Raw genomic sequence first — 19,751 nt, forward strand, 5'->3', positions numbered from 1 at the left:
GCGCACAGGCCCGTCACGGTGCCGCCCACAAGATCGACGCCGCCAGCCGCTGCGAGGTTCCTCCGCAGCACCGCCCGCTTTCTCCCAGGACCCCATTCATGGCTAACAAGACTGCCCGCCCGGCCAAGCCCGGCGCTCCCGCTCGTTCCACCGGTGCGTCCGGCGTGGCCGAGGTCACACGTGGCAACGGCGACGAACTCCATCAGTCCGCCGGTGGCGACCATCCGGCGTTGACGACGAACCACGGCGTGCCGATTTCCGACAACCAGAATTCGCTGCGCGCGACGGAGCGGGGCCCGACCCTGCTCGAGGACTTCATACTCCGCGAGAAGATCACCCACTTCGATCACGAGCGCATTCCCGAGCGCATCGTCCATGCCCGCGGCTCGGCTGCGCACGGCTATTTCGAGCTGACCAAGTCGCTGTCGCAGTACACGCGCGCCAGGATCCTGACCGAGGTCGGCGAGAAGACGCCGCTGTTCACGCGTTTCTCGACGGTCGCCGGCGGTTCGGGCTCGGTCGACACGCCGCGCGATGTGCGCGGCTTCTCGGTCAAGTTCTACACCAAGGAAGGCAACTGGGACTTGGTCGGCAACAACATCCCGGTGTTCTTCATCCAGGATGCGATCAAGTTCCCCGACGTCATCCACGCGGTGAAGATGGAGCCCGACCGCGGCTTCCCGCAGGCCGCCAGCGCGCACGACACGTTCTGGGACTTCATCTCGCTGACGCCCGAGTCGATGCATATGATCATGTGGGCGATGAGCGACCGCACGATCCCGCGCTCGCTGCGCACGATCGAAGGCTTCGGCGTGCACAGCTTCCGGCTGATCAACGAGGCCGGCGACAGTACCTTCGTGAAGTTCCACTGGCGGCCGAAGCTGGGCATCCAGTCGACCGTGTGGGACGAGGCGCTGAAGCTGCAGCATGCCGACAACGATTTCCATCGCCGCGACCTGTTCGAGTCGATCCAGGCGGGCGCGTTTCCGGAGTGGGAACTCGGCGTGCAGCTGTTTACGCAGGACGAGGCCGACAAATTTCCGTTCGACCATCTCGATTCGACCAAGCTGATCCCCGAGGAACTGGTGCCGCTGACGATCGTCGGGCGCATGGTGCTCGACCGCTGGCCGGACAATTTCTTCGCCGAGACCGAGCAGGTCGCGTACTGCCCGTCGCACGTCGTGCCGGGCATCGACTTCAGCAACGATCCGCTTCTGCAGGGCCGCCTGTTCTCGTATCTCGACACCCAGCTGTCGCGCCTCGGTGGCCCGAACTTCCACCAGATTCCGATCAATGCGCCGAAGTGCCCGTTCGCGAACAACCAGCGCGACGGCCACATGCAGATGAACGTGCCCAAGGGCCGCGTCGCGTACGAGCCGAGTTCGCTGCAGGGCGACGCGCCACGCGAAACGCCGGCCGGCTTCCGCAGCCATACCACGCCCGCCGACGATGGCGCCAAGGGCCGCGTGCGCGCGGAGAGCTTCGCCGATCACTACTCGCAGGCGCGCATGTTCTTCCGCAGTCAGTCCGCGATCGAGCAGGCGCACATCGCGTCGGCGCTGGTCTTCGAGCTGTCGAAGGTCGAGACGCCGCACGTGCGCGAGGCTATCGTCGGCCATCTGCAGCACGTGGACCCGTCGCTGGCGCAGCGCGTCGCCGACGGTCTCGGGCTGGAGACCGTGCCGCCTGCCCCGGAGGCACGCGTGGCCCCGCAGGATCTGGCCCTGTCGCCTGCCCTGCGCATCGTCGACCGGATGAAGGACACGCTCGAAGGCCGTTGCGTCGGCATCCTGGTGCATGACGGCTCCGACGGCGCCACGGTGCAGGCGCTGCGCAAGGCCGCCGAAGCGGCCGGCGCGATGGTCAAGATCGTCGCGCCGAAGCTCGGCGGCGCGACATTGGCCAACGGCAAGAAGCTGCCGGCGGACGGCCAGCTGGCCGGGACGCCGTCGGTGCTGTTCGACGCGGTTGCGGTGGTGCTGTCCGAGGCCGGCGGCAAGCAGCTGTCGAAGGAAGCGGCCGCGGTCGACTGGGTCCGCGACGCCTTCGGCCACCTGAAGGCGATCGCCGCGGACGCCGGCGCGCAGGCCGTGCTCAAGGCGGGCGGCATTGCCAAGGATGCCGGCGTGCTCGACGCCGGTGACGCCAAGGCCTTCATCGCCGCGGCCAAGACCCGCCAGTGGGATCGCGAAAAGATGATCCGCATGCTGGCCTGATCCGTTTCGGGTCGCGTGATGCAGAACGCCGCCGCGAGGCGGCGTTCTGTTGTGTGGGTGGCGACGGTCACGGCCAGCGGCACCTGGGCCGGTCCCCGTGACGCCAGCGGGCGCCACGGGTTCTCGCGGTGCGCGTTGCCGCGTGCCGTGGACGCATCCCCCAGCGCTCGTACGATGCAGGCGATCCATCGGCGCGACGTCGCCCCAGGCGATGAAATGCCGGTCCAAGCGGCGCGCCGTCGAGCCGACAAGCCATCGGCGCCGTAGAATCGATCCGGGTCGACGCACCCGCCGTCGCGCGCCGCGCGCGACGCAGACGATCAGCGGTGACCGGCCTCGCCGAAGCAGGGCTGCAGCGCGCCGTCGAATCCGGACGCCAGCACGCTCCCGCCGCGCGCCGCGCGCGCCAGGGTGCGGGCCTCGAGCGCGAGCAGGTAATCGGCGAAGCCGCCGCGCGCGCGCGCGACCCGGCGGGCGCTGGTGACGACGACGGGCGTCGCCTTGCGCGCGATGCACGCGCCAGCCGCCACCAGCGAGGCGACGACGGCGACATCCTCGTGCGCGGCCAGCGGCTGGAAACCGCCACAACGCCGGTACATCGCCGCGCTCATGCCCAGGTTGGCGCCGTGCACGTGCGGGTGTTCGTCGCGATCGCATTCGGTCGACAGATAGACGTCGCGCACGCGCGGATCGTGATCGCGCCAGTCACGCACGGTGACGATGCCGCAGAACGCATCGGCGCCATAGGCGAGCTGCGCCGACAGCCAGTCGGGCGGCACCAGCGAATCGGCATCGGTGCAGGCGACCCAGCGCGCACCGCGCTCGATCGCCCGGTCGGCGCCGGCGGCGCGGGCGCGTCCGACATTGCCCTCGCCGAGCACGATCGCGACCAGGCCGTGCGCGGCGACGATCGCCGCGGTGCCGTCGCTGCACCGGTCGAGCACGACGACGATCTCCACCGCCTCGCCGCGCAGCGCGTCGCAGGCGGCGGCGATCTGCACCGAGGTCAGGCACGCGGCGATCGCGGCTTCTTCGTTGTGCGCGGGAATGACGACGCCGATCATCGCAGGCCCGCCTGCGCGGCCACCGACACGCCCTGCCCGCCCCAGCCTTCGAGCCGGAGGTCGCCATCGGTGTAGGCGAACAGGCGCGGCAGGCCGAGCACGCGCCGCAACAGCCGATGCACCTCGCGCCCCGACTGCGGCGCCTCGCGGAATGGCGGCAGCCAGTGGCAGGCCACGAGCACGCCGTCGTCGCGCAGACTCGCGCGCAGGCGCAACGCCATGCGCGTCAGCGTTGCGACATCCAGGTAATAGCCGACCTCGCTGAAGACGATGAGATCGAACCGCCCCTCGGGCCAGTCGTCGGGATGTTGCGCCTGCTGCGTGCGGACATGCGCCTGGTCCTGCGTCCGCGCCGCGGCCAGCGCGACCGCGCGTGCGTTGAGGTCGGTCGCGAGCAGGCGGTCGCAACGCGGTGCGAGCGCCGCGGTCAGTTCCCCGTTCGAGCACCCGATCTCCCACGCAGCGGCGAAACGCGCCGCCGGCAGGCTGGCGAGCAGCAGGCTGCGCTTGCGCGCCTCGTACCAGCGTTCGCGATAGCCGAACGGATCGTCGTCGGCGTAGATCGCATCGAAGTATTGCGCGGGCGTCGACGCGCTCATGGCAGCAGCACTTCGAAGTCGCGACCGAACCGCGCCAGCACGTGGACCGGCAGGATCGGCGCGGGGAACGCGGGATCTTCGGATGCGAGCTGCGAGGCGAAGCAGGCCAGCGCGCGCGCCTTCGCCTGCTGCGCATCCGCGTCGAGGCGGCAACGGAGCGCACCCGGCAGCGGCGACGCGGCCGCGTCGGGCGACATCCAGTGCCAGGCCCATACCGGGAACTGCAGGCCGCGCGCCCCGGTCAACGCGACCGCCCGCTCGACCGCGCGTGCGGTCGCTTCGTGATCGGGATGCGCATCGCCACGCCACGTGGTCAGCACGCGGTCGCCTTCGCGCAGCAGGCGCCGCAGCGCATCGACCAGCGCGGCCTCGCGTGCGGCGACAGCGCCGTCGCCGAAGTCGAGCGTGACGATCGCGCCGGCAGGCACGCCGAGGCAGGCCATCGCCGCTTCGAGTTCGCGGCGACGCACGGCGCGCAGGTGCGCGACCGGCCAGACCGCGGCATCGGGATAGCAGGCTTCGCCATCGGTGACCGAGACCACGACGACATCGACGCCGGCCCTGCGGGCCGTCGCGATCACGCCGCCGCAGCCGAGCGCTTCGTCGTCCGGATGCGGCGCGACCACCACCAGGCGTTCGCAACCGGCGATCCAGTCCGCGGCCGCGTGCAGCGGCAATGCCGCCAGCCAGGCCGAACGTTGCCAGGCGGATTCCGGCGTGCCCAGGCCTTCGATGCGTGGACCGACCGCCACCGCCGCGTCGATCACAGCGACCATGCGTCGACCTCCTCGCGCGCGGCATCACCGAGCGTGGCCCAGTCGCGCTCGGCATGACTCTGCCGCAGAAACGTCGTCAGATCGGCGCAGCGTCGCGCGTGCGCGCCGTCCTCGCACAGCGGACCGGGTCCGAGTGCGCGACCGACGCGATCGATGACCTCGGTCGCAGTGCGTTCCACGACGCTGCGCACACGGGTGACAGCGGTGGCGTGCGTCCGCTGCGGCACCGCGTCGACCTGCGCGGCGGTCTCGCGCAGCAATGCGGCCGCGGCGGACAGCACCATGTCGATCGCGCCCAGATGCGCCATCGCATGCGGATTCTTCGCCGCGCGCGGCGCGCGCCGCAGGGTGTCGGCGATCGCGGTCGCCGCGCCGTACCAGCACGCGGCGATCCCGCCGCCGCCATGCCAGAAGCCGGGGCGGTCGAGATAGGCCCCGGGCGCGCCGACCAGCACCGCATCCGCGCCCTGGAACGACAGGCGCCCGCTTTCCACGCGCGCCATGCCGACCGCCTGCCAATCGCCTGCGACACGCGTGATGCCGGGCTGGTCGAGCACGACCTGCACCAACACGCGGCGATCGCCGTCGTGCGCGGTGACCAGCGCGGCGTCGACCAGGTCCGCGCCCGAACACCAGGCCTTGATGCCGTCGACGCGGCCCGCACCCGCACCAGTGCGCGCGAACGTCAGCCGCGCATCCGGCGGCTCCGCGGCCCAGACCGCGTACAGCGCATCGGCAATCGGCCCGGGCGCGTGGTCGAGTTCGTCGAGGATGGCGCGGGCATCGTAGTGCGCTTCCATCACCTTGACGCCGCAAACGTCCTCGCGCGCGATCGCCGCCAGCGTGCGCCAGCGCGACAACGTGTCGCCGCCGCCGGGACGCGGCAGCTCGGGACAGCGCGCGCGCCAGTCGCGTGCGAACGACGCCAGCGCCGCGGGCGCGGCCATCGGCGGCAGGGAGACAACGGGAGCGGACACGGACACGCGGCGAACCTCGACAGCTGGGCCGGCGACAGTGCGCCGACCGCAGTGACGGGATCGCGAGGCCGTCGCGCCCGACGCCCGCGATCAGCCGGTTTCGATTGCAGCGTGCAGATACTGCGCGGTGCGGCTCTCCGGGGCCGAGGCGACGTGCACCGGCGTCCCGGCCGCGACGATGCGACCCCCCGCCTCGCCCGCGCCGGGGCCGATGTCGACGACCCAGTCGCTCTGCGCGACGACGCGCATCTCGTGTTCGACGACGACGACCGTGTTGCCCGCGTCCACCAGCGCCTGCAGCTGCGCCATCAGGCGGTCGACGTCGGCGGGATGCAGGCCGGTCGTCGGTTCGTCGAGCACGTACAGCGCGTCGCCGCGTTGCGGACGCTGCAGCTCCGTCGCCAGCTTGATGCGCTGCGCCTCGCCGCCCGACAGTTCGGTCGCCGGCTGACCGAGCCGCAGATAGCCCAGACCGATCGCCTGCAACAGCCGTAGCGGTTTAACGATCGCCGCCTCGTCCGCGAAAAAACTGCAGGCGTCGTCGACGCTCAGCGCGAGCACGTCGGCGATGGTGCGGTCCTGCCACGTGACCTCGAGCGTCTTGGGGTTGTAGCGCGCGCCGTGGCAGGTCGGGCACGGCGCGTAGACGCTGGGCATGAACAGCAGTTCCACACTGACGAAGCCTTCGCCTTCGCAGGTGTCGCAACGGCCCTTGGCGACGTTGAACGAGAAGCGGCCCGCGTCGTAGCGGCGTGCCCTCGCGAGCTTCGTCGCGGCGAACAGCTTGCGGACCTGGTCGAACAGGCCGGTATAGGTCGCGAGGTTCGAACGCGGCGTGCGTCCGATCGGTTTCTGGTCGACCTGCACCAGCTTGCGGATGTGCTCGAGCCCGCCCGTGATCCTGCCTTCGGTGCGCGCGACCGGCAGCGCCGGCGCTTCGCCGTCGCCGGATTCGTCCGCCGGCGGCACGTGCCCGAGGTGATCGCCGACCAGTTCCACCAGCGCCTGGCTGACGAGGCTGGACTTGCCCGAGCCCGACACGCCGGTGACCGCGGTCAGCAGGCCGAGCGGCAGGTCGGCGTCGAGCCCGTGCAGATTGTTGCGATGGATGCCGCGCAGCTGCAGCCACATCGTCGGCGTCCGCGGTGCCCGCGGCGCCGGTCGCCCGTCGCGGGGAAACAGATAGGCCGCGGTCTGCGAGGCCTCGATGCCCGCCAGTCCGTCCGGCGGTCCGCTGTAGAGGATCGCGCCGCCGCGCTCACCGGCGCCCGGACCCACGTCGACCAGCCAGTCGGCGCGCCGCATCATGCCGAGGTCGTGCTCGACGACGAACAGCGAATTGCCGGCGGCCTTGAGGTCGTCGAGCGCGTCGAACAGCGCTTCGCCGTCCGCCGGGTGCAGGCCCGCCGACGGCTCGTCGAGCACGTAGACGACGCCGAACAGATTGGAGCGGATCTGGGTCGCAAGCCGCAGCCGTTGCAGCTCGCCCGGCGACAGCGTCGGCGTGGCGCGGTCCATCGGCAGATAGCCGAGTCCGAGCGCCTGCAGCGTGCCGATCCGCGCGCACACATCGGCGGCCAGACGCTGCGCGACGATGCGCTTTTCCTCCGAGAGGTCGGGCGTGCGCCGCACGTCGCTGCTCGCGGCATGCGACGCGCCACCACGCGCGGCGCGTGCATCGGCGGCCTTGCGCACGGCCGCTTTCGACACCCGGGACCGGCGCGCATCGGCCGTGGTGAAGTCGCCCGCCGCCGCCGGTGCCAGTGCCTCGGCCATGCGATCGAGCGACAACGCCGACAGCGCGCCGATATCGAGCCCGGCGAACGTCACCGCCAGCGCCTCGCGCTTGAGCCGCTTGCCGTCGCAGGTCGGACACGGGCTGCCGAGCATGAACTTCGACACGCGCTTCTTCATCTGCGCGCTCTGGGTCGTCGCGAAGGTATGCCGCACGTAGCGGCGCGCGCCCATGAACGTGCCCATGTACGCCGGTTCGGTCTTGCGCCGCAGCGCGGTGCGCGTTTCCGCCGGCGTGAAACCGGGATAGACCGGCACCACCGGCTGTTCCTCGGTGAACAGGATCCAGTCGCGGGTCTTCTTCGGCAGTTCGCGCCAGGGCGTGTCGACGTCGTGGCCCAGCGTGACCAGGATGTCGCGCAGGTTCTGTCCGTGCCAGGCCGGCGGCCACGCGGCGATCGCACGCTCGCGGATCGTCAGCGACGGATCCGGCACCATCGAGGCCTCGGTGATCGCGTAGACGTGACCGAGCCCGTGGCACTCCGGACATGCGCCCTGCGGCGTGTTCGGCGAGAAATCCTCGGCGTAGAGCATCGGCTGCTTCGGCGGATAGGTGCCGGCGCGCGAATACAGCATGCGCAGCAGGCTCGACAGCGTGGTCACGCTGCCGACCGACGAACGCGTGCTGGTCGCGCCGCGCTGCTGCTGCAGTGCGACCGCGGGCGGCAGGCCCTCGATCGCGTCGACGTCCGGCACGCCGGCCTGCTGGATCAGGCGCCGGGCATAGGGCGCCACCGATTCCAGATACCGCCGTTGCGCCTCGGCGAACAGCGTGCCGAACGCCAGCGACGACTTGCCCGATCCCGACACGCCGGCGAACACCACCAGCGCGTCACGCGGCAGGTCGACGTCGACGTTCTTGAGGTTGTGCTCGCGCGCGCCGCGGACCTGCACGAACCGGGCGCGGTCGTGGGTGGCGGTGTCGGGCTTGCGCGCGCGCGGGCGCGGCGTGGTCTTGCGGGCGGACATCGGGTGGATCCTCTGGAAGACGCGGAACGGCCTGGCACGACACCGCAACCGGCACGGCAATGTGCGGCATTCGGCAAGGCGGGCACAGGCGCGCGACCACGTCGCGACGTCCGCAGGCCCTCATCCCACCATCCGCGGCATGACCGGAGCGTGTGCGCGGCGGCATCGGGCCCGCCCGGCTGGCGCGCAGATCCACTAGAATCCGCACGCCGCCTTTCCCGGAGTTCCGCCATGTCGTCGCCCCTCGCCTACCGCCGTGTCCTGTTGAAGCTGTCCGGCGAGGCCCTGATGGGCGACGAGGATTACGGCATCGATCCGAAGGTCATCGGCCGGCTCGCCGACGAAGTCATCGAGGCCCAGCAGGCGGGCGCCGAAGTCGGCGTGGTCATCGGCGGCGGCAACATCTTCCGCGGCGCGGGCCTGGCGGCGGCCGGCATGGACCGCGTCACCGGCGACCAGATGGGCATGCTGGCGACCGTCATCAATGCGCTCGCCATGCAGGACGCGCTGGAGAAGCGCGGCGCGCGCGCCCGCGTGATGAGCGCGATCAAGATCAACGACGTCTGCGAGGACTACATCCGCCGGCGTGCGATCCGGCACCTGGAGAAGGGCCGCATCGCGATCTTCGCCGCCGGTGTCGGCAGCCCGTTCTTCACCACCGACTCGGGCGCCGCGCTGCGCGGCATCGAGATCGGCGCCGACCTGCTGCTGAAGGCGACCAAGGTCGACGGGGTCTACGACGCCGATCCGAAGAAGGTGCCGACGGCGAAGCGCTACGACACGCTGACCTACGACGAGGTGCTGAGCCAGGGCCTCGAGGTCATGGACACCGCCGCGTTCGCGCTCGCCCGCGATTCGGACCTGCCGCTGCGCATCTTCGACATGAGCCAGCCCGGCGTGCTGCTGCGCATCCTGCGCGGCGAGGCGATCGGCACCCTGGTGCAGGGCCGCAGCAACGGCTGAGCGCGGCGCGCGCACGAGCGACATGCGGTACGAGTTCGCGCTGTTCGCCGACTATTTCCAGATCCTGCTGCGCGACGATGGCGCCGACGGCGACCTGGCCGCGTGCTGGGACGACGCGGCCGTGGCCCGCATGATCACCGCCGCGCCCGGCCTCGTCGGCATCGGCACGGCCCGCAACACGACCGTGCCTGTCGTGGTCGACGTCCTGGCGGCCGATCCCGGCCCGCCTGCGTCCGATCACGCGCACGTGGCGGAAGCGTCGCTGCACGTCGCCAGCGGTCGGCTGGTCGTCGCCGGCTGCACCGACTATCTGCCCGACGCCGCGCGGATCGCACTGCCGTCCGGAGATTACCGTGTCCGGTTGTGCGCCTCGGGACTGGACACGCTGTCGGACGACGGGCTCGCCGGCGACGACCGCTATCTGGTGCAGCTGTGGCCCGCACCGCTCGCCGGCCCGGTCTGCCTGCGCCGGCACCCGGCGTGATCCGCAAACGCGGCGGCCGCGCGACGCTCTGCGGCGGTGCAGCACGTGTCTCGGTGCGTCTGCCGGCCGGCAGTGCAGCGGCGGCATCGCGTCGCGCCGACCCGCCGGCCCGGTGCGCAGGCCGCTTGCTTATATAATCGTGCGATTCCGCACACGGACCGGGCCCGAACAATGCTCAACGACATCAAGAAAGACACCCAGACGCGCATGGCCAAGAGCATCGAGGCGCTGAAGCACACCTTGATCAAGGTGCGCACCGGCCGCGCATCGACGGCGCTGGTCGAGCATCTGAAGGTCAACTACTACGGCTCGGACATGCCGCTGAGCCAGGTCGCCAGCATCGCGGTGTCCGATGCCCGCTCGCTGACGATCACGCCGTGGGAGAAGCCGATGGTCGCCGCCGTCGAGAAGGCGATCCTCGGCTCCGACCTCGGCCTGACCCCGAACACCGCCGGCACGACGATCCGCCTGAACCTGCCGGCGCTGACCGAAGAACGCCGCAAGGAACTGTCGAAGGTCGTGCACGCCGAAGGCGAGGACACCAAGGTCGCGATCCGCAACATCCGCCGCGATGCCAACCAGCAGGTCAAGGAGCTGCTGAAGGAAAAGGCGATCTCCGAGGACGACGAGCGCCGCAGCGAGGACGAGATCCAGAAACTGACCGACAAGGCGATCAAGGACGTCGACGAGGTCGTCAAGGGCAAGGAACAGGAACTGATGGCGGTCTGACGGTCCCGGCCGTCGTCGCCATGTCCAGTCCGCTGCAACCGGTCCCGCGCCACCTCGCCGTCATCATGGACGGCAACGGGCGCTGGGCCGCGCGTCGTCGCCGCCCGCGCGTCATCGGCCACCGCGCCGGCGCGCGCACGGTCAATCTGTGCATCGATTTCTGCCTCGAACGCGGCATCGAGGTGCTGACGCTGTTCGCGTTCTCCAGCGAGAACTGGGGCCGGCCCGACGAAGAAGTCGGTGCGCTGATGAAGCTGTTCATGGGCGCGCTGGACCGCGAGGTGGACGAACTGCACCGCCGCGGCGTGCGACTGCGCTTCATCGGCGAGCGTGAGCGCTTCAGCGACGCGATCCGCGCCCGCATGGCCGCTGCCGAAGCCCACACGGCCGGCAACGATCGCCTGGTGCTGGCAGTGGCCGCGAGCTACGGCGGCCGCCAGGACATCGCCCACGCGGCCCGCACGCTGGCCGGCGAAGTCGCGGCCGGCCGCCTGCGGCCCGAGGACATCGACGAGGCCGCGATGGCGCCGCATCTGGCGCTGTCGGACCTGCCGGCGCCGGACCTGTTCGTGCGCACCGGCGGCGACCTGCGGATCAGCAATTTCCTGCTGTGGCAGCTGGCGTACACCGAACTGTGGTTCACCGAGACCCTGTGGCCGGAGCTCGACGCCGCCGAACTCGACCGGGCGCTGCAGGCCTACGCGTCGCGCGAGCGCCGCTTCGGCCTGACCGGCGACCAGATCGCCGAGGGCGCGTCGCCCTCCCTCACCCGGACGAATGCCCGATGACGAGTACCCGGATCCTCGCGGCGCTGCTGATGGCGCCCGTCGCCATTGCCGCGGTGCTGCTGCTCAACACGCCGTGGATGGCCGCGGTCTCGGCGATCTTGTTCCTCGCCGCGCTGTGGGAATGGCTGCGGCTGACCGATATCGAGGACACGCTGTCGCGCACGCTGCTGCTGCTGACCAACCTGCTGCTGATGGTGGCGGTGGTGTGGGCGTCGGCGACCGGCGGCGGGTCGCTGATTTTGCTGAAAATCCTGGTGATGGTCGGCGTCGGTTGGTGGCTGCTGGCCGCGCTGTGGCTGCGCCATTACGACTTCGCGTCCGATCACGACACCAAGGCGCGGGTGTTCAAGCTCGCGGCCGGCACGCTGGCGGTGATTCCCGCCTGGTGCGCGCTGTGCGTGATCCACGCCAACGAGGGCGGTTCGAACGGCAACCGCTGGCTGCTGCTGGCGCTGGCGATCGTCTGGGCGACCGACACCGGCGCCTATTTCGCCGGCCGCAGGTTCGGCAAGCGCAAGCTGGCGCCGCGGATCAGCCCGAACAAGACCGTCGAAGGCTTCATCGGCGGCGCGCTCGCCGGCGTGCTCGTCGCGGTCGCGGCGGCGCCGCTGGCCGGCGCCACCCTGGCGCAGCTGCCGCTGGTGGCCCTGGTCGCGTTGCTGACGGTCTTCGCATCGGTCGTCGGCGACCTGTTCGAAAGCCTGCTCAAGCGCCACGTCGGCGCCAAGGATTCCGGCACCCTGATTCCCGGCCACGGCGGCGTGCTCGACCGCATCGACAGCGTGCTCGCCGCGCTGCCGGTGTTCGCGTTCGGCCAGATCTGGCTCGGCTTTTGAGGTGCCGATGCGTCCGGTGTCCGCATTGCATCACGTGATCGAGAGGCCCGCCCCGGAGCGCCCTGCGACCGTGTCCTGCGCTGCAGCGGCACGCGTCGCTGCGATCGACGGGAGCGCGCGATGATCCGCCGGGTCGCGGTCTACGGCGCCACCGGTTCGATCGGCACCTCCGCGCTCGATGTGATCGCCCGGCACCCCGGGCGGCTGCGCGCCAGCGTGCTCGCAGCCGGCAGCAACGTCGACGCCCTCGTTGCGCTGTGCGCGCGGCATACGCCCGATCACGCGGTCATCGCCGATCCGGCCCTCGCCGCCGCGTTGCGCGACGGCCTGCGCGCGGCCGGGCTCGCCACCGAAGCGCACGCCGGCGCCGACGCACTCGACGTGCTGGCTGCGGGCGATGCCTGCGACACCGTTATCGCCGCGATCGTCGGCGCCGCCGGCCTCGATTCGACCCTGGCCGCGGTGCGCAGCGGCAAGCGCGTGCTGCTGGCGAACAAGGAATCGCTGGTGCTGGCCGGAGCGCTGATGATGCAGGCCGCGCGCGAGGCCGGCGCGGCCATCGTGCCGATCGACAGCGAGCACAACGCGATCCACCAGTGCCTGCCGCCCGGCGGCGATTGCAGCGGCGTGCGGCGCATCGTCCTGCCCGCGTCGGGCGGCCCGTTCCGTGGTCGCACGCGGGCATCGCTGGCCGACGTCACCCCGGCCCTGATGAACAAGGGCCTGGAGCTGATCGAGGCGCATCATCTGTTCGCCATGCCGTCCTCGCGCCTCGACGTGCTGGTGCATCCGCAGAGCCTGGTGCACTCCCTGGTCGAGTTCATCGACGGCTCCACGCTCGCCCAGCTGGGCCTGCCTGACATGCGCACCGCGCTCGCGGTCGGTCTGGGCGATCCGCAGCGGATCGCCTCGGGCGTCGGCGGGCTGGACCTGCTGCAGCACGGACGGCTCGATTTCGAGCCGCCGGATCTCGCCGCGTTCCCGTGCCTCGCCCTGGCGCGCGCAGCGCTCGAGGCCGGCGGCACGGCGCCCGCGCTGCTGAACGCGGCCAACGAAGTCGCGGTTTCAGCGTTTCTTCAGGGGCGACTGCGCTTCCTGTCCATTCCCGCGCTGGTCGAGCACACACTCGCCGCGCTCCCCGCCGCGCCTGCGGATTCGCTGGACGTGCTGCGCGATGCCGACGCGCGCGCCCGGCGAGTCGCGGGTACGGCCCTCGACACGGCCACCGTCCATTGAGCACGCGACATGTCTGAATTCCTCGGCTCGGTGTGGTGGCTGATCGTCAGCCTGGGCGTGCTGGTCACGTTCCACGAGTTCGGCCACTACTGGGTCGCGCGCCGCTGCGGAGTCAAGGTGCTGCGCTTCTCGGTCGGCTTCGGGCGGGCGCTGTGGTCGCGCCGTGGCCGCGACGGCACCGTTTACCAGATCGCGATGATTCCGCTCGGCGGCTACGTGAAGATGCTCGACGAGCGCGAAGGCACCGTCGCACCCGAAGACGCGTCGCAGGCCTTCAACCGCGCGTCGGTGTGGAAGCGGATCGTGATCGTCGCGGCCGGGCCGATCGCCAACCTGATCCTCTGCGTTGTGCTGCTGTGGGCGATGTTCGTCGTCGGGCGCCCCGATTTCGCGCCGGTGATCGGCCAGGTCACCGGCATCGCCGAGACCGCGGGCCTGCGCAGCGGCGACAGCATCGAAGCGGTCGGCGACCGTGCCACGCCGACCTGGACCGAGGTCCAGCTGGCCCTGATGCCGGCCGCGCTCGATCACGCCGATGTCGCGCTGCAGGTCGTCGATGCCGAGGGCCGGGAGGTCGAGCGCACATTGCCGCTGTCGACGCTGCCCGTGTTGTTCGACCAGCGCCGCATCGCCCAGACGATCGGCCTGCTGCCGCGGCATTTCCTGCTGCCGCCGGTGATCGGCGAGGTCACGCCCGATTCAGCCGCCTGGGGTGTGCTGGCGGAGAACGACCGCATCACCGCGATCGACGGCGCGCCGGTGCGCTGGTTCGAGGACATCGGACCGCTGGTGCAGACGCTCGGCGCACGCGGCGGGCCGGCGATGGTCGAGGTGCTGCGCGACGGGGACCGGCTGGCGCTGGAGATCACCCCGGGTCGCCTCGACCATCCGGACGGCGGCCAGTACTGGGCGTTCGGTGTCGCGCCGCCGCGCGAGCTGCCGCTACCGGAGAAGGATGCGATGCAGCGCTACGGTCCGCTTGCGGCGGTGCCGGTCGCGTTCCGCGAGGTCGGTCATCTGACCGGCCAGCTGGTGGGCATGGTAGGGCGGGCGTTCAGCGGCCGGCTCGCGCTCGAGAACACGGTATCGGGTCCGATCACCATCGCCCGCGCCGCGAATACCTACGCCCAGCAGGGCGCGGCCTGGTATCTGACGATCCTCGCGCTGCTGTCGCTGAGCCTGGCGATCCTGAACCTGCTGCCGATCCCGCTCTTGGATGGCGGACACCTGTTGTATTACCTTATCGAGTTGCTCAAGGGCAGCCCCGTCAGCGAGCGCGTGATGGTGGCCGGGCAGTATGTCGGCCTGGTGCTGCTGGCCAGCCTGATGGGCCTGGCGTTCTACAACGACATCCTGCAACTGGTGCGCTGACGCCATCCCTGCCGTGACAACCGCTCGACCGTCCGCCGCATGCGACACCGCGACGGACAACCTCCCCTACCCGGATCCGATGATGACGCGAATGCCCGACCGCCGCCTGCTTGCCCTCGCCCTTGCCGCGGCCATCGCCACGCCAGCCTGGGCCCAGACGACGGAGTCCGCACCCGCGACCACGACGGCGCCCGCGACCGGCACCACGCTGCCGCCACTGGCGCCGCCGAGCGCCAGCAGCTTCACCGTCAGCGACATCCGCGTCGATGGCCTGCAGCGCATCGGCGCCGGCACGGTGTTCACCTATCTGCCGATCGAGCGCGGCGACGCCGTCGACCAGACCCAGCTCACCAACGCCGTGCGCGCGCTGTACCGCACCGGCTTCTTCGAAGACGTGCAGGTCGGTCGCCAGGGCGACATCCTGGTGTTCAACGTCACCGAACGCCCGGCGATCAACCGCCTGACGCTGACCGGCAACAAGGACATCAAGACCGAAGACTTGACCAAGGGTCTGAACGACATCGGCCTGTCGGAAGGCGAGACCTTCGACCGCCTCGCGCTCGACCGCGTGACGCAGGAACTGGTGCGCCAGTACAACAACCGCGGCAAGTACAACGTCAACATCACGCCGACGGTCTCGCGCCTGGACCGCAACCGCGTCGACATCGCCATCAACGTCGAGGAAGGCGACGCCGCGAAGATCCGCCACATCAACATCATCGGCAACGAGACCTACGACCTCGACACGCTGACCGACAACTGGGAATCGGGCGAGTCGAACTGGCTCAGCTGGTACCGCCGCGACGACCAGTACGCGCGCGAGAAGCTCGAAGGCGACCGCGAGAAGCTGCACAACTTCTACCTCGACCGCGGCTACATCGATTTCAGCGAGGACAACATCCAGGTCGCGATCAGTCCCGACAAGGCCGACATGTACATCACCGCCGGCATTACCGAAGGCGAGATCTAACACGGTGCTGCCCAAGGAAGAGATCGAGAGCCGCGTCTTCATCCAGAAGGACCAGGTGTTCTCGCGCGCGCTGCTGGAGCTGAGTTCGGACGCGATCACCGCGACGCTCGGCAACATCGGCTACGCGTTCGCGCAGGTCAATCCGGTGCCGGAAGTCGACCGCGAGAACCGCACCGTCGCGATCAACATGCAGGTCGTGCCCGGTCCGCGCGTCAACGTGCGCCGCGTCCAGTTCAAGGGCAACACGCGCACCTCCGACGAGGTGATGCGCCGCGAGATGCGCCAGTTCGAGAACGCGTGGTACTCGCAGGCCGCGGTCGACCGCTCCAAGGTCCGCCTGCAGCGCCTGGGCTACTTCGAGTCGGGCAGCGTCAACGTCGAGACCCAGCCGGTCGCGGGTACCAACGACCAGGTCGACGTGGTCTTCAGCGTCACCGAGACGACGTCGGGCAGCTTTACCTTCGGCCTCGGCTACTCGCAGCTGGCAGGCCTGACGACCTCCGTGCAGCTGTCGCAGAACAACTTCCTCGGCAGCGGTAACCGCGTCTCGGTCGAAGCGCAGCGCAACGTCTATCTGCAGCGCTACTCGTTCTCCTTCATGAATCCGTACTTCACCGACGGCGGCATGTCGCTGGGCTACAACCTGTGGTGGCGCGAGTTCGACAACTCCGAGTTCAACACCGCGCAGTACTCGTCGACCAGTGCTGCGGCGCAGACGATCCTCGGCATCCCGCTGACCGAGAACGACTCGATCTCGCTGCTGCTGGGCATCGACCGCAACCAGATCTTCACCTTCCGCGGCAGCTCGCCGGAATCGATCGTCGACTACGTCGACGCGTTCGGCACGCGCACCTTCCACGCCTGGCGCAGCGAGCTGGCCTGGGCGCGCGATACCCGCAACGATTTCCTGCAGCCGACCCGCGGCATGATGCAGCGCGTCTCGCTGGAGACGACGCTGCCCGGCTCGACCGCCGAGTACTACAAGCTCAACTACGAGATCTCGAAGTACTGGCCGATCAGCCGCGCACTGATCCTCAACACCCGCGCCGAGATCGGCTACGGCGACAGCTACGGCAGCGACATCGTGCGTAACGTCTGCTACACCGCGCCGACGCCGCCGACGCCGCCCACGACTGCCAATCCGAATCCGCCGGCACCGCCCCCGCCGCCGCCGCCGAGCGATCCCTGCGAGACCGGCTCGGACGACTACATCCGCACGCTCACCGCGAACGGCCTGCCGTTCTACGAGAACTTCTACGCCGGCGGCGCGCGCTCGGTGCGCGGTTTCCGCGACAACACCCTGGGCCCGCGCGAAGCGGCGCTCGGCAGCACCTTCCTGCAGCCGGTCGGCGGCGCGGTCAAGACCATCGGCTCGATCGAGATGTTCTTCCCGCAGCTGATCAAGTCGCCCGCCGCGCGCATCTCCGCGTTCGTCGACTTCGGCAACGTCTACGCGGACGTCGATTCCTGGGATGCGAAGGAGCTGCGTGCGTCGGCGGGTATCGCGCTGATGTGGCGCGCGCCGGTCGGCCCGATCTCGATCAGCTACGCCTATCCGCTGCGCAAGCAGGACGAAGTGCGCGGTGGCTCGGGCGATCTGATCCGCGAAGGCGACGAGGTCGAGCGCCTGCAGTTCACGTTCGGCGGCGCGTTCTGACCGGGGCATCCGAGGTCCGCACGATGGCTGAGCCCCCCCGTTCTCCGCAGACCGCCGCCGCGCTCGCCGAGCGTTTCGACCTGACGCTGCGGGGAGATGGCGCGCAGGCCGTCGACGGCGTCGGCACGCTCGCGAAGGCCGGCCCCACGCAGCTCGCCTTCCTGTCGAATCCGCGCTACCGCTCGCAGCTGGCCGGAACGACTGCCGGGATCGTCATCCTGCGCGATGCGGACGCCGAGGGCTTCGCCGGGACCGCGCTGATCGCGCGCGACCCCTATGTCGCCTACGCCAAGATCGCAGCGCTGTTCGAACCGGTCCGCGCCGCGCCGGCCGGCGTGCATCCGACGGCCGTGGTCGATCCGGGCGCGACCGTCGATCCGACCGCCTCGATCGGGCCGCAGGTCTGCATCGGCGCGGGGACGACGATCGGGGCCGGCGTCCGCGTCGGGGGGGGAGCGGCGAGCGGGGACGGTGGCGACGTCTGATCGCCCGCGTCACCGTGGTCACGCGCGTGCGCCTGGGCCGTCGGGTGACGATCCATCCCGGTGCCGTCCTCGGATCGGAAGGCTTCGGTCTCGCGATGGACCGTCCGCCGGGCGGCACCCCGCACTGGATCAACGTGCCGCAGCTCGGTGGCGTCGTGGTGGGTGACGATTGCGACATCGGCGCGAACACGACGATCGACCGCGGCGCGCTCGAGGACACCACACTCGAGGAAGGCGTCCGCCTCGACAACCTGATCCAGATCGGCCACAACGTCCGCAGCGGCGCGCACACCGCGATCGCCGGTTGCGTCGGCATCGCCGGCAGCACCCGGATCGGCCGCTACTGCCTGCTCGCGGGCAAGGTCGGCGTCGCCGGCCATCTCGACATCTGCGACAACGTCGTCGTCCACGCGATGACGATGGTGTCGGCATCCATCACCGAGCCCGGCGAGTATTCGGCCGGCATTCCCGCGCAGCCCACCCGGGAATGGCGCAAGAATGCCGTGCGGATCCGCCAGCTCGATTCACTCGCGCGCCGGATCACCGCGCGCGACAAGGGGGAGTCATGAGTTCCGAGTTCACGCTGCCGATCGACATCACCGGCGTCCGCAAGCTGCTGCCCCACCGTTATCCGTTCCTGCTGATCGACCGCGTGATGGAGTGCGAGCCGGGCAAGCGCGTGCTCTGCTACAAGAACGTGTCGGCCAACGAACAGTTCTTCGAAGGCCACTTCCCCGATCGCCCGGTCATGCCCGGCGTGCTGGTCATCGAGGCGCTGGCGCAGGCCGGCGGCATCCTGACCCACCTGACCAAGGGCAAGAACTGCGAAGGCAACCTGTCCTACCTGGTCAAGGTCGACGCCGCGAAGTTCTCGCGGATGGTCGTACCCGGCGACCGCCTGGAGCTCGAGGTCACGATCAAGCGCGAGATCCGCAACATGACGATGTACAGCGGCGTCGCGCGCGTCGACGGCGAGCAGGCGGCCTGCGCGGAGATCCTCTGCGCGGAAGTGAAGCGCTGACATGGGCGACGCGGCGCTGACGCCAGCGATCCACGCCACGGCGGTCGTCGACCCCGGCGCCGTGCTCGGCGACGGCGTGCGCATCGGCGCGTTCACGATCATCGGCGCGGACGTCGAGATCGGCGCGGGCACCGTCATCGGGCCGCACTGCAGCGTGCACGGACCGACGCGCATCGGACGCGACAACCACATCCACGGCCACGCCGCGATCGGCGGCGAGCCACAGGACAAGAAGTTCGCGGGTGAACGCGCGGAGCTCGTCATCGGCGACCGCAACACGATCCGCGAGTTCGTCACGATCAACCGCGGCACCGGCGACGGCGGCGGCATCACCCGCGTCGGCGACGACAACTGGTTCCTCGCGTATACGCACGTCGCCCACGATTGCGTCGTCGGCAACCGCTGCGTGTTCTCGAACAACGCCACGCTGGCCGGCCACGTCACCGTCGGCGACCACGTCATCCTCAGCGGCTTCGTCGGCATCCACCAGTTCTGCCGGATCGGCGCGCATGCGTTCATCGGCATGGGCGCCTTCGTCAACGGCGACGTGCCGCCGTTCGTCATGGTCGCGCAGGACGGCTACGGCCGGCCGCGCGGCATCAATGCCGAGGGACTGAAGCGGCGCGGCTTCGACAGCGCGCGCACGGCGGCGATCAAGCGCGCCTACCGCGCGGTGTACGTGTCCGGCGATACGCTGGCCGACGCCCGCGTGCGACTCGCCGAACTGGCCGCCGACAGCGACGACGTGCGCAGCTTCCTCGACTTCATCGACGCAGGCGATCGTCCGCTGCTGCGTTGACCGCTCGCGCGGCACGG

Annotated in this window: 15 protein-coding genes and 2 pseudogenes; 12 read left to right on the forward strand and 5 right to left on the reverse strand. The window is 70.3% G+C overall.

Annotation, left to right across the window (positions count from 1 at the left end; genetic code table 11):
• The first annotated feature begins 98 nt into the window (after positions 1-98).
• On the forward strand, positions 99-2,216 hold the full coding sequence (locus CJ022_RS06010) for a catalase (RefSeq protein WP_101925770.1): 2,118 nt from the start codon (positions 99-101) through the stop codon (positions 2,214-2,216).
• Between the two features lie 320 nt (positions 2,217-2,536).
• Here CJ022_RS06010 and CJ022_RS06015 read toward each other — a convergent pair whose 3' ends face one another.
• The 5 genes from CJ022_RS06015 to CJ022_RS06035 all read right to left on the reverse strand — a co-directional run bounded on the left by CJ022_RS06015 (position 2,537) and on the right by CJ022_RS06035 (position 8,395).
• A complete protein-coding gene (locus CJ022_RS06015; protein ID WP_101925771.1) occupies positions 2,537-3,280 on the reverse strand; it encodes a glycosyltransferase family 2 protein in 744 nt (247 codons plus the stop codon).
• A complete protein-coding gene (locus tag CJ022_RS06020) occupies positions 3,277-3,879 on the reverse strand; it encodes an SAM-dependent methyltransferase (protein ID WP_101925772.1) in 603 nt (200 codons plus the stop codon). The genes CJ022_RS06015 and CJ022_RS06020 overlap by 4 nt, the downstream gene beginning before the upstream one ends.
• Positions 3,876-4,655: a PIG-L deacetylase family protein gene (locus CJ022_RS06025; RefSeq protein WP_101925773.1), complete on the reverse strand. Its 780-nt coding sequence runs from the start codon at positions 4,653-4,655 to the stop codon at positions 3,876-3,878. Before CJ022_RS06025 ends, CJ022_RS06020 begins: the two co-directional genes overlap by 4 nt.
• Complete coding sequence (locus CJ022_RS06030; RefSeq protein WP_199171437.1) at positions 4,643-5,602, reverse strand: acyl-CoA dehydrogenase family protein; 960 nt, start codon at positions 5,600-5,602, stop codon at positions 4,643-4,645. The genes CJ022_RS06025 and CJ022_RS06030 overlap by 13 nt, the downstream gene beginning before the upstream one ends.
• A 120-nt stretch (positions 5,603-5,722) precedes the next feature.
• Positions 5,723-8,395 carry an ATP-binding cassette domain-containing protein gene (locus tag CJ022_RS06035; protein WP_101925774.1) on the reverse strand — a complete coding sequence of 891 codons (2,673 nt, stop codon included), beginning with the start codon at positions 8,393-8,395 and terminating at the stop codon, positions 5,723-5,725.
• Positions 8,396-8,626: 231 nt separating this feature from the next.
• Between CJ022_RS06035 and pyrH the strand changes: the two genes are divergently transcribed.
• The 11 genes and pseudogenes from pyrH to lpxA all read left to right on the forward strand — a co-directional run bounded on the left by pyrH (position 8,627) and on the right by lpxA (position 19,734).
• Entirely contained in the window at positions 8,627-9,358 is a 732-nt protein-coding gene (gene pyrH, locus CJ022_RS06040; protein ID WP_101925775.1) for a UMP kinase, read from the forward strand.
• A gap of 22 nt (positions 9,359-9,380) precedes the next feature.
• Positions 9,381-9,842, forward strand: coding sequence for a hypothetical protein (locus tag CJ022_RS06045; protein WP_101925776.1), 462 nt, complete (start codon positions 9,381-9,383; stop codon positions 9,840-9,842).
• Positions 9,843-10,013: 171 nt separating this feature from the next.
• The gene (gene frr, locus CJ022_RS06050; RefSeq protein ID WP_101925777.1) at positions 10,014-10,571 is read left to right on the forward strand and encodes a ribosome recycling factor; all 558 of its coding nucleotides are present in this window, start codon (positions 10,014-10,016) and stop codon (positions 10,569-10,571) included.
• Positions 10,572-10,591: 20 nt separating this feature from the next.
• Positions 10,592-11,359 (forward strand): polyprenyl diphosphate synthase, encoded by a 768-nt coding sequence (gene uppS, locus CJ022_RS06055; protein ID WP_101925778.1) that lies wholly within the window; start codon positions 10,592-10,594, stop codon positions 11,357-11,359.
• Entirely contained in the window at positions 11,356-12,195 is an 840-nt protein-coding gene (locus CJ022_RS06060) for a phosphatidate cytidylyltransferase (protein ID WP_101925779.1), read from the forward strand. The genes uppS and CJ022_RS06060 overlap by 4 nt, the downstream gene beginning before the upstream one ends.
• A 120-nt stretch (positions 12,196-12,315) precedes the next feature.
• Positions 12,316-13,431, forward strand: coding sequence for a 1-deoxy-D-xylulose-5-phosphate reductoisomerase (locus CJ022_RS06065; RefSeq protein ID WP_101925780.1), 1,116 nt, complete (start codon positions 12,316-12,318; stop codon positions 13,429-13,431).
• Between the two features lie 9 nt (positions 13,432-13,440).
• Complete coding sequence (gene rseP, locus CJ022_RS06070) at positions 13,441-14,802, forward strand: RIP metalloprotease RseP (RefSeq protein ID WP_101925781.1); 1,362 nt, start codon at positions 13,441-13,443, stop codon at positions 14,800-14,802.
• Between the two features lie 82 nt (positions 14,803-14,884).
• A pseudogene (gene bamA, locus CJ022_RS06075) lies at positions 14,885-17,429 on the forward strand (outer membrane protein assembly factor BamA).
• Positions 17,430-17,452: 23 nt separating this feature from the next.
• A pseudogene (gene lpxD / locus CJ022_RS06080) lies at positions 17,453-18,483 on the forward strand (UDP-3-O-(3-hydroxymyristoyl)glucosamine N-acyltransferase).
• The gene (gene fabZ, locus CJ022_RS06085; RefSeq protein WP_101925782.1) at positions 18,480-18,935 is read left to right on the forward strand and encodes a 3-hydroxyacyl-ACP dehydratase FabZ; all 456 of its coding nucleotides are present in this window, start codon (positions 18,480-18,482) and stop codon (positions 18,933-18,935) included. Before lpxD ends, fabZ begins: the two are co-directional and overlap by 4 nt.
• 1 nt (position 18,936) lies before the next feature.
• Positions 18,937-19,734 (forward strand): acyl-ACP--UDP-N-acetylglucosamine O-acyltransferase, encoded by a 798-nt coding sequence (gene lpxA / locus CJ022_RS06090; protein WP_101925783.1) that lies wholly within the window; start codon positions 18,937-18,939, stop codon positions 19,732-19,734.
• Positions 19,735-19,751 lie beyond the last annotated feature (17 nt).

The organism is Luteimonas rhizosphaerae (genome assembly GCF_002849595.1).
In the GTDB taxonomy this organism is placed as follows: Bacteria; Pseudomonadota; Gammaproteobacteria; order Xanthomonadales; family Xanthomonadaceae; genus Luteimonas; species Luteimonas cellulosilyticus.